The organism is Anaerolineales bacterium (assembly GCA_016928575.1).
Lineage (GTDB): Bacteria > Chloroflexota > Anaerolineae > Anaerolineales > RBG-16-64-43 > JAFGKK01.
The window spans coordinates 45,420-55,902 of record JAFGKK010000087.1 but is presented as its reverse complement, the minus strand read 5'-3'; the positions used below and the strand labels follow the sequence as shown (position 1 = coordinate 55,902).

General features: G+C 63.7%; 7 protein-coding genes. 3 read left to right on the top strand and 4 right to left on the bottom strand.

Translation table 11 applies throughout. The features are described 5' to 3' along the window. Positions 1–81 precede the first annotated feature (81 nt). The 3 genes from JW929_10910 to JW929_10900 form a co-directional block, all read right to left on the bottom strand. Positions 82–2,148: a glycosyltransferase family 39 protein gene (locus JW929_10910; GenBank protein MBN1439909.1), complete on the bottom strand. Its 2,067-nt coding sequence runs from the start codon at positions 2,146–2,148 to the stop codon at positions 82–84. 122 nt (positions 2,149–2,270) lie between these two features. Continuing rightward, positions 2,271–3,149 carry a ribosomal RNA small subunit methyltransferase A gene (rsmA, locus tag JW929_10905; protein ID MBN1439908.1) on the bottom strand — a complete coding sequence of 293 codons (879 nt, stop codon included), beginning with the start codon at positions 3,147–3,149 and terminating at the stop codon, positions 2,271–2,273. Further along, positions 3,134–4,534 carry a G5 domain-containing protein gene (locus JW929_10900; protein MBN1439907.1) on the bottom strand — a complete coding sequence of 467 codons (1,401 nt, stop codon included), beginning with the start codon at positions 4,532–4,534 and terminating at the stop codon, positions 3,134–3,136. Before JW929_10900 ends, rsmA begins: the two co-directional genes overlap by 16 nt. A 229-nt stretch (positions 4,535–4,763) precedes the next feature. Between JW929_10900 and JW929_10895 the strand changes: the two genes are divergently transcribed. Both JW929_10895 and JW929_10890 read left to right on the top strand, forming a co-directional pair. Further along, the gene (locus tag JW929_10895; GenBank protein MBN1439906.1) at positions 4,764–5,360 is read left to right on the top strand and encodes a TetR/AcrR family transcriptional regulator; all 597 of its coding nucleotides are present in this window, start codon (positions 4,764–4,766) and stop codon (positions 5,358–5,360) included. Further along, positions 5,357–6,349, top strand: coding sequence for an SDR family oxidoreductase (locus JW929_10890; GenBank protein ID MBN1439905.1), 993 nt, complete (start codon positions 5,357–5,359; stop codon positions 6,347–6,349). The genes JW929_10895 and JW929_10890 overlap by 4 nt, the downstream gene beginning before the upstream one ends. Before the next feature lie 75 nt (positions 6,350–6,424). Here JW929_10890 and JW929_10885 read toward each other — a convergent pair whose 3' ends face one another. After that, a complete protein-coding gene (locus JW929_10885) occupies positions 6,425–7,273 on the bottom strand; it encodes a DegV family protein (protein ID MBN1439904.1) in 849 nt (282 codons plus the stop codon). 336 nt (positions 7,274–7,609) lie between these two features. Here JW929_10885 and alaS point away from each other — a divergent pair, with 336 nt between their 5' ends. Beyond that, the gene (gene alaS / locus JW929_10880) at positions 7,610–10,408 is read left to right on the top strand and encodes an alanine--tRNA ligase (protein ID MBN1439903.1); all 2,799 of its coding nucleotides are present in this window, start codon (positions 7,610–7,612) and stop codon (positions 10,406–10,408) included. Positions 10,409–10,483 lie beyond the last annotated feature (75 nt).

The window sequence follows — 10,483 nt, the reverse complement described above, 5'->3', positions numbered from 1 at the left end:
TTTCGTTGGTTTCGTCACCCGAAAGAATACACCAGACCTACCATTTTTGTATCTGAGTGTTTTTACAGAAAGAAGGTTACACTAACCCTTTCGGGGCGAACCGGGCTTCCCTCCGCCCGAGCTCCCCTCCCCGCCCGCGCAGGCAATCTCATACACGGCGGCATGACCGTCGGTGTAAACCCTCCTGCCGCAGGAGGGAAGGAATTCCCGGATAAGATAATCCCAAGCCGCCCGCTGGGATCCATCCGGATCATGGCTTAACAGGAACGCGGCGTCGCTTCCGCTGAGGAGGAGGTGCGTGAACCCTTCCGCACGCAATCCCGCCGCCACCGCCGCCGGATCGCCGCCTCCCGCAACCCGGACCGTCCATTGGGCATGCAGCGTATCCGGGACGCACCGCTGATCACAATAATATCCGCGACCGTCCCACAGCATCATGACCCTGGCTTCCGCCGGCAAGGATTCGGCGATGAACCGCACGGCGCGGAAATCGCCGACCTGCTCCGCCAGCCAAGCCGACTTGCTTTGGGCGCCGAATGCCGGCAGCCAAGGTTGGGTCTGCAATAGATCCAGTCCCTGGTAGATCAGGGTCGCCGCCGCCAATCCCCCAAGCAGAGAACGCGAAACCACGCGGTAAACGAAGCCCTCGCGCAGCCGCTCGGCGATCCGGCGCACGACGAGGGCGGCGAGGATCGAGAGCACGGGAAACAGCGGCAGCAGCATCCGGATCTGCTGGGCTCCCGCGGCCCAAAAAGCCGCGCGGAACAAGACAAAGGCGGCAAGGTTACGGCCGGCCGCATCCGGCCGAACAAAAGGAAGCAAAACCGCCAGCGGGAACACCAACGAGGGTAGTTCGATCGTCCCGCCCACCGTGGAAAAATCCGCATGCCGCAAATACAGATTGATCGGCAGCAGCAGGTAATCCGAAAAAGCCCTGCCGACTCCGAAACCGTTCTGCATATAATTCATCCAGACGGTCTGTTCCGCGCCGGCCGGAAAAGTCCCGAACGCCAGCGGGTGGAACGGATTTTCAAATCCGATCCAGTTCTTGGCCAGCCATGGCAGCAGGGGCGCGGCGGCGCTGATGCCATACACGGCCAACGCGGCAAAGCAATTCCGAGGCTCCCGGCGCATCCCGGCCAGGATCCAGATCGCCAGCCATACCGCCGTCCCCACGGCCAATAGTTTTGAGGCCATGGCGAACCCGGCCAACGCGCCAGCCCAGAAGATCGCCGCCGGACGTCCGCCCTCGTTCAGAAACAGATACGCGGCGTAGATGGAAAGCAATTCAAACGCCGCCCAGGCCATATCGGTATGGGCCAGAGTAGCCCAGAAAGGCAGGATCGGGATGCCGAGCAGGATCACGACCGCGATTCTCGCCACCCGGACTCCGAACAACCGGCGGGCGAACAGGCCGGTCCCGGCCAGCAACATGAAAAACGCGCCGACATGCATGATCCGCGCCGCCGTATCGGACCCGAACGCCATGCCGGCCATGTACAGCATTTCCACCAACAGCGGATAGTTGGCGGGCGCATTCTCCGCCAAGGGAATCACCCGGCCGGCCTCCAGGAATCGGCGCGGCGCCTCCAGATGGTAGATCAATCCATCCGGATCCCACGGCGGGGCGGAAGCCCGGATGAGGCACGTCAGCAGAACCAAGCCCGCCAATCCCGCGACCGCCGCGTCGGCGGAAGGCAGCGAACGGAGGATCTTCCGCAGATGCACGGCCGGATTCCCCCCATCCCTCCATTCGTCCTCCCACCCAAACCCCGCCGGGATGCTGAGGGCGATCAGTACGGCTTGGACCCATCCGGGGGTTGCTCCCGCCAGCATCCCGACCGTTGCCAAGACCGTCCCCGCCACGCCGCCGCCTCCGGCTGCTGCGAAAACCCATCGTTCCCCGCAAGTGAGTTCCGCCGGAGGGAACCATCGCAGCATGAAGAATCCCAATCCCAGGCAGAGGGCTGCGGCCGCCGCGCAAAAGATCAAGGAAAACAGGCCGTCGATCAGCGCGCCCGGACCGGCCGCCTCCAGGCTTCGCTCCGAAAGCAGCTGCCGCCATAGGATCAGAATCCCGAACGCCGCCGCGAGCCATACGGTCCGCGGACGGAGAAAGGTGGGCGTGCTTCGGATTGTCATCGTCATGCGGGAGCTCTCCCGTCGGAGGCCATACCCATTATGGTCGGATGGTTGCCCGCGTCAAGCCAAGCCGAGAAATACTTCCGAAGTGCGGGCTTGGAAGCAGTTGCCTCGCCCGATAGCGCGCATCACGCCCGGTCCGTGGACACGGCCCCGGCGACTCTGATCCACTCCTCGACGGCGAGGGTTTCCGCCCGGCGCTTTGAATCCACGCCCGCCTCCGTCAATCCCCATTCGATCTCCTTCAGAGGGATTCCCAACCCGGCGGACAGCGTATTGCGCAGCATTTTGCGCTTCTGAGAAAAACCCGCCCGCGCGACGCGGAACAGACGGTCCGCGTCCTCAATCGACCGCCGGCGGGCGCCGTCGATGTCGATCCGCAGAATCGCAGAATCCACGTCCGGGACCGGGTAGAACATGTCGGCGTGGATTCTTCCCCGGATGGAAGGCTTGCCGTAGTATTGAACGCTGAGCGCCAACAGGCTCATCTTGCCGGGGGCGGCGCAAATCCGCTCGGCCACCTCCTGCTGGACGGTGAGGACGATCCGTTCCGGCCGGAAGGGGGATTCCACCAGGCGCCGGATCACGGCCGAGGTGATGTAATACGGGATATTGGCCGCGACCTTAAACTCCCCGCCTTCCACCCGGCCCACGATCCGTTCCAACGGCTGCGCCAGAATATCCCCGGCAACGATCGCAACGTTCCGGAACGGGGCCAGCACGCTTTTTAGAATGACGACCAGGGCGGGATCGATCTCCACCGCCACCACCCGCCGGGCGGCGGCCGCAAAATGGCGGGTCAGGCTGCCGACTCCGGCGCCGATCTCCAGCACGGTGTCGTCCGGGGAGATTTCGGCCGCCGACGCCACCCGCGCGAGGGCTGCCTCCTGCACGAGAAAATTTTGCCCGAGGGATTTCCGCGGGTGCAATCCGGCGCCGCGCAGCAAGCGGCGCACGTCCAGCGGCGGAACGGCGCCGGAGGACGACTCGCTCAGGGAAGAATCCATGGCACGTTCGCCGGGACCGGGGTTAAGAAGTAAAGCGTGGTATAGCGGTGCCAGGCGACATATTCGTCGTCGAGGTAGGCGAGGTCGATCCAATACGGGGCGTTGGGGCCCACGCCGGAATCTTCCACGGTCGCCGGACCGTATCCTTCAACGTACACCGGATGGCCTTGAAAGAGGACATACCAGCGGTAGACCATGGCGATCATCCCCTTCTGGAGGATTTTTCCGGAATGGGTGATGTTGTTGCAGCGGGGCGGATCCACGCCGAGGCGGCAAGGGGAATAGGAGGTGGCGTAAACCGTGATCGCCCGGTAATACTCGATGGTTCCGTCGGCCGTCTCGGCGGTGCGCACCACCACCTGGGTTCCGTATCCGACGATCCGGGATTGCGGCGCAAGCAGGACGTGTTGTCCTTCCGGAATCCGGCTGACTTCGACTCCGTCTTCGAACCGGACCCGGACGGTCGATTCCAAGATTCCATGGGCGCCCGCCTGAATGATCCGCGTGCGGTCCAACTCCAGGGTTTCATCCGGCCGGGTTTCCAACTCGAACGGGATCTGCGTCTGCTCGCGCAGAATCTCCTCACGGACTCGGACAATCCGGATCTCGCCGTCCGGTGGCAGCGGAACCCCCTCGGCGGGGATGCTGTAATCCAGCCCGGTCAGGGCGAAACCCGCGCGGGCTAAGGCCTCACCAACGGTCTTTCCGGCCGCCCGGGTGTCCACGGTTTTGCCGTCGACGCGGACGGTGATCGGCCGCGAGCGGATCAGCTCAATGACGATCGGGCTTTGCCCGACGGCGTCCAACCGGGTCGAAGCCGGCGGGACGACCTGATCAGCCGCGAACACCGTGAATCCCGCCTGCCAGAGGGCTTCCCCGACCGTCGGGCCGGGAGCGCGGTAGGTTTCGGCACGCCCATCCTCCGACACGACGAATTCCACCGCCGTGCGGACTTCGATCGTTTCCGGGGCGGTGTCCAAAAGACTATCGGGGGGCAGCGCAACGCCGTCGCAGAAAACCCATTCCTCTTCGGTCAATTCGATCCCCGCGCGGCTGAGGAGCGTGCGCAGGAACACGGACTCGTCCGCCGGAAACGAAACATGGGAAACCCCGCCGCGGGCGAAAACGGGTATCGCGCCTTCGGCGGGGATTTCTATCGTCATTCCCCAGCCTACGGGAGCCTCCAGGCCGGGGACGGGCTGGGCTCCGCTTTGCCACGTCATCCCGGCTTCGCGAAGGACGACCGCCACAGAAGAGGCATGCGTCAGCACCCGGAGGAGCTGTCCTTCCCGATAGAGAAAGACTGGTTTCAGAGTGATGAAATAAACGGACAACAAACCGAGGATGGCAAGCAGAGGGGCGAATACACCGCGGTTTATTTTCATCTTGGCGATTTCCCAACCAAGCTTCCCGATGGCGCTCGCAAGAACCGCCTCACCGGTGCTTCTCCGCATATCCGCAAGAGTTAGGCATATTCCGCCGCATCGGTCCGGCCGGGCAGATGGATGGTACCCGAGAGGGGAAAGAGAGTCAATATTTTGCAAGACAATCGAACGTTGACTTCCCTGAAAAATAAGGGTAAATTTGATAAACCGACCGGTCGGTATCTTTTCCGTGCAAACCCGAAGCATTGAAACCCGAGAAAAAATCATCTTCGCCGCCCAGGAATTATTCTCCAAATCCGGCTATGAATCCGCATCCGTGGCCGAGATCTGCAGCGCGGCCGGCATCAGCAAGGGCGCTTTTTACCATCATTTTGAATCCAAGCAATCCGTCTTCATGGAATTGCTGGCGGATTGGTTGAAGGAACTCGATGCCGGCTTGGAAGCCCTGCGCGGCAATTCGCCGTATACGCCGGAGGCCGTCGTCCGGATGGCGGACATCCTTCCGGAGGTGATAACCAAGGCCGAAGGCCGGCTGCCGATCTTCCTGGAATTTTGGGCTCACGCTGCGCGCGATCCGGAGTTGTGGAAGGCGGCGACCGCCCCTTACGCGAAATACCGGGATTATTTTAAAGGAATCATCGCGGAAATGAACCCGGCGCTTCCCACGGAATCGCCGGAGGGCGAAACCGCGGCAATGGCCGTGATCTCACTGGCGGTCGGCGTGCTGCTGCAAGGCGTGGTGGATCCGCAGGCGGCGGATTGGGGAAAGGTCGGCCGGGAGAGCCTGCGGATGTTGATGGACGGAATGACAAGGAGGTCGGTATGAATCTGGTGACCGGGGCCACCGGACACATCGGGAACGTGCTGGTTCGGAAACTGATCGCCGCTGGCGAAGCCGTGCGAGTCTTGATCTTTCCGGGCGAGGATACCCTCCCGCTCAAGGACATGCTAGTGGAAATGGTCACCGGCGACGTGCTCGACCCCGTTTCGCTTCGCCAAGCGATGCGGGGCGTGACCCGGGTATTCCACCTGGCCGGGATCATCTCCATCCTCCCGGGGCGGAATCCCTTCGTGCGCCGCGTCAACCTCGATGGGACGAAAAACGTCATCGCCGAAGCCCGCCGGGCGGGCGTGCGGCGGCTGATTTACACCAGCTCGATCCACGCCATCCGACGCGCCCCCCACGGCGTCTGCATCGACGAACGGCTTCCTTTCGATCCGGAAAACGCCGCCGGCGAATACGACCGCTCCAAAGCCGAAGCCTCCTTGGCGGTCCTGCAAGCCGTCCGCGACGGATTAGATTCGGTGATCCTCTGCCCCACCGGGGTGATCGGGCCGCACGATTTTCGCTGCTCGGAGCTGGGACAGTTGATCCTGGACTGCGTGAACCACAAGGCGCAATTCTACGTCGACGGGGCCTACGATTTCGTCGATGTCCGCGACGTGGCCGACGGCGTGATCCGGGCCGCCGACGAGGGGCGCAACGGCGAAACCTACATCCTTTCGGGCGAACAGATCAGCGTCCAACGGATCATCGACGTCTTGTGGGATTTGACCGGAAGGCGGTTCTCCCGGATCTACATCCCCTTCTCGCTCGCCCGCTTCGCCGCCCGCTTCTCCCCCCTGCTTTATCTCCACCGCAAAATCAAACCGCGGTTCACATCCTATTCGCTGGAGACGCTGCGCAGCAATTCCGCCATCAGCCACGCCAAAGCGACGGCGGAATTGGGGTACCACCCCCGCAGCCTGATGGATACCTTCGCCGACACGGTGGAATGGTTCCGCAAGCACAAGCGGACGGCGCTGTTCACCTGATCCCGTAACGCGATCCGCCGCCCGCGGGCGCCGCGGTCCGGGGCTGGCCCCCCTTCGGCGCCCCCCACAAAGCAATCAGGTAACCGGTTGAACGTAGAACCCAACCGCCAGCGTCCCGGGTCCTCCGTGGGTGACGATCGCCGGCGGAAGCTCGTAGATCGGAATCTCCTGCGCGCCCGTTTGCCGCCGCAATCCTCCGGCCAGCTCCTCGGCGGCCCCCTGCGCATCCGCCTGCATGACGCATAGGAACGAGTCGTTGCCTTTGGGGCATTCCTCGGCCACCAGCTCCGCCAGCCGGGCCAACGCCCGTTTGCGGGTCCGCTGTTTTTCAAACGCTTCCACGCGGCCGTCCAGGATGTGAAGAATCGGTTTCACCTGCAGCACCTCCCCCACCAGGCGGCTGGCGCCGCCGATCCGCCCGCCCTTGTGCAGGTATTCGAGGGTGTCGACGACGAAATACGTGCGTTGCCGGTTTTTCAGGGTTTCCAATTTGGCGAGGATCTCCTCGATCCCCAGGCCCTGCTTGGCCCAGCGGTCCGCCAGAAGCACCGCGGCGCCCAGCATTCCGGCGATCGTCCGCATGTCGACGATGTGAATCGGCGCGCCGGGAAAATCCTGCGCGGCCACCTGGACCGACCGCAGGGTCCCGCTGACCTCCGCCGACGGACAGACGGCGAGGATCGTATCCCCCTGGTCGAGAAGCTCTTTGAAGACCGGAGCGTACAGCGCCGGCGGGGGCGCGGCGGTCTTTGGAAGGACCGGCGACGCCCGTAATTTCGTCAGGAAGCCGGCCGTGTCGAGCTCCGAGTCATCCCGGTAGGTCTCCTCGCCGAAGATGATGATTTGCGGAAGCATGGGGATGTTCAGCTTGCGGGTGGTTTCACGGGGCAGAGCGCAAGTCGTATCGGCGATTATCCGGATCATCTTTTCCTCCAGGCCGTACCGCGTGACGAGCTGTCTGTCGAAGGATTCTACACCAAAGCGGGATCCGTCAGCCGATTCGGCAAACCCGTCAAACCCGGTATGCCGAAAAGGGCGGACGGGGTGTAAAAAAACTTCCGCCTTTTTCTCCCACCCAAAGCGCCGCCCGTGGACGGGCGTTCCCATAGGATGAAAAAAACAGAATCCTTTGCGGGATCGGCGAATGTTGCGGCCAACGGGTTCCGAAGCCGCCCATCCGCGGGGCCGGTGCGCTTCATCGCCGGATTGCCATTCCCAACCCCTCTCGACTATAATCGTTTCACCCTTTCTGGAGGTCGGATGCCGAAAAGCAAATCTTCCCGCGCCGAGCCCGCCAAGGCGCGCAAAGGGGCGCGCAAAACCGGCGCCCAAATCCGAAAAGAATTTCTCGATTTCTTCGCCGCCCGCGGCCACACCGTCGTCCCCTCGGCTTCGCTCGTTCCCGGCAACGATCCCACCCTGCTGTTCACCAACGCCGGAATGGTGCAGTTCAAGGACGTGTTCCTCGGGACCGACAAGCGCCCCTACGTGCGGGCCGTCGATTGCCAGAAGTGCATGCGCGTCGCCGGCAAGCACAACGATCTCGACGAGGTCGGACGCGACGACACCCATCACACGTTTTTCGAGATGCTCGGGAACTGGTCCTTCGGCGACTATTATAAAAAGGAAGCCATCGCCTGGGCCTGGGAACTCCTCACCGGAGTCTGGGGGCTTCCGGCCGACAAACTCTATGCGACCTATTTTCTCGACGACCAGGGCGATATCGCCGCCGACGAGGAAGCCGCAAACGAATGGAAACACCAGCCGGGGATGGACCGGGCGCACGTCCTGCCGTTCGGACGCAAAGAGAATTTCTGGGAAATGGCGGATACCGGACCCTGCGGGCCGTGCAGCGAAATTCACCTCGACCGCGGCGAAGACGCCTGCGACAAGCGGGCCGTTCCCGGACACGTCTGCCGGGTCAACGGCGACTGCCGCCGCTTCACCGAACTGTGGAACCTGGTCTTCATCCAGTACAACCGGACCGGACCGGACACGCTTGAGCCCCTGCCCGCGAAACATGTCGACACGGGGATGGGCTTCGACCGCCTCGTCGCGGTCCTCCAGGACGTGAATTCCAACTACCGCACCGACCTGCTGTGGCCGCTGATCCAGGCCGCCCAAAAGCTTACCGGCCATTCGGACAAACAGCGCGAGGAGAATTTCACCGCCTACCGCGTGATCGCCGACCACGCCCGCGCCGCCGCGTTCCTGATCGCCGACGGGGTGGTTCCCGGGAACGTCGGGCGCAACTACATCTGCCGGATGATTATCCGCCGGGCGGCGCTGTTCGGCGGAAAAATCGGGCTGACCGAGCCATTCCTCGCCCAGGTGGCCGAAGCGGTCGTGGCCACCTACGGCGAGGCTTACCCGGAATTGGTCCGGCACCGCGAGGCGGTCGCCTCGGCGCTGACCCTCGAGGAGCGCCGCTTCCGGGCAACCGTCGACTTGGGGATGGACTACTTGCAGGGAGTGCTGATCGATCTGCGCCAAAAGGGCGAAAAAAAACTTCCCGGCCGCCGCGCCTTCGACCTGTACGCCACCTACGGCTTGCCGCTCGAGATCACCCGCGACGTCCTCCGCGAAAGCGGGATGGAAGTGGACGCGGAGGGTTTTCGGCAGGCGATGGAAGAGCACCGCGAAGTCTCGGGGGCGGCTCAGACGGCGGGCGAGATGACCGGCCGGGAGGCCGAGCGCTACCGGAAACTGCTGGAAGAGCTCAAACAAGAGGGAGGTCTGCCGGAAAACGGCGTGGAATATGATCCGTATTCCACGTTCCAAATGGACGAACCGATCCTGGCGATCCTGCACGGCGGACAGCGGGTGAAAACCGCCCAGGAGGGCGACGAGGTCGAAGTGATCCTCCCGCGGGCGTGCCTCTACATTGAATCCGGCGGCCAGGTGGCGGACAGCGGCTTGCTGTGGATGCCCGGTGCCGAAGGCGGCAACGATACGGCTTGGGACATCGTCGTTGCGGAAGCCCACCGCCCGGTCGGCGGATTGATCGTACTGCGCGGAAAGGTCAACTCCGGGCGTCCGGCGCAGGGGGACTTGGCGCGGATGGAGGTGGACGAAGAGCGGCGCTGGAGCGTCATGCGCAACCACACCGCCACCCACCTCCTGCACGCGGAACTGCGCTACGTGCTGGGAAACCACGTGCGCCAGGCCGGGTCGCTCGTCGCCCCGGACCGGCTGAGGTTCGATTTCACCCACCACAGCATGGTCAGCCAGCCGGACCTGGAAAAGGTCGAACGCTACGTCAACGAGGCGATCCTCGCCAATTATCCGGTCTCGCCGACCGAGGAAGCGCGCGAGGAGGCCGTCGGCAAGGGGGCCATGGCGCTGTTCGGCGAAAAATACGGCGAGACGGTGCGCACCATCGCCATCGGCGACGATGAAAAACCCTTTTCCTACGAATTGTGCGGGGGGACTCACGTAACCCAAACCGGCGACATCGGGCTGTTCCTGATCATCGCGGAGAGCAGCGTCGCTTCCGGCGTGCGCCGGATCGAGGCCGTAACCGGCCACACCGCCGTCGCGTTGGTCCAGGAACGCAACCGGGTGCTGCAGCAGGCCGGCGCCTATCTCGGCGTGGGCGCCGAGGAAGTGGACCGCAAAGTGCTCGAACAGATGGACGAATTGGACCGGCTGCGCAAGGAGAACCAGCGCCTGCGGCAGGAGATGGCCGGCGCGGAATTCGAGGCCTCGCTGGAGCGGATCGAAGCCATCGCCGGCGTTCCGGTGCTGACCGTCCGGGTGGCGCAGGCCGGGGCTGATACGCTGCGGACCCTCGCCGACGTATTCCGCCGAAAGCATGCCAGCGGAATCGCGGCGATCGGCTCCGTCGTCGACGACAAGCCGCTCCTGATCGTCACCGTCAGCGACGACCTGACCGCCCGCGGGCTGCGCGCGGACGAGCTCGCCAAAGCCGCCGCCAAGCTGATTGGCGGCGGGGGCGGCGGCCGGCCAGCCATGGCCCAGGCCGGCGGCACGGATCCGCAGCGGTTGGAGGACGCCCTGCAAACCATCCGATCGGCGGTCAAAGAAAAGCTCGGATGAAGCCCGGCTATAGACCGGAACCTCGCCGGTGATTCGCCGGGAGTCTTCGTCTCCAGCCGGATCATAGAAATCAAT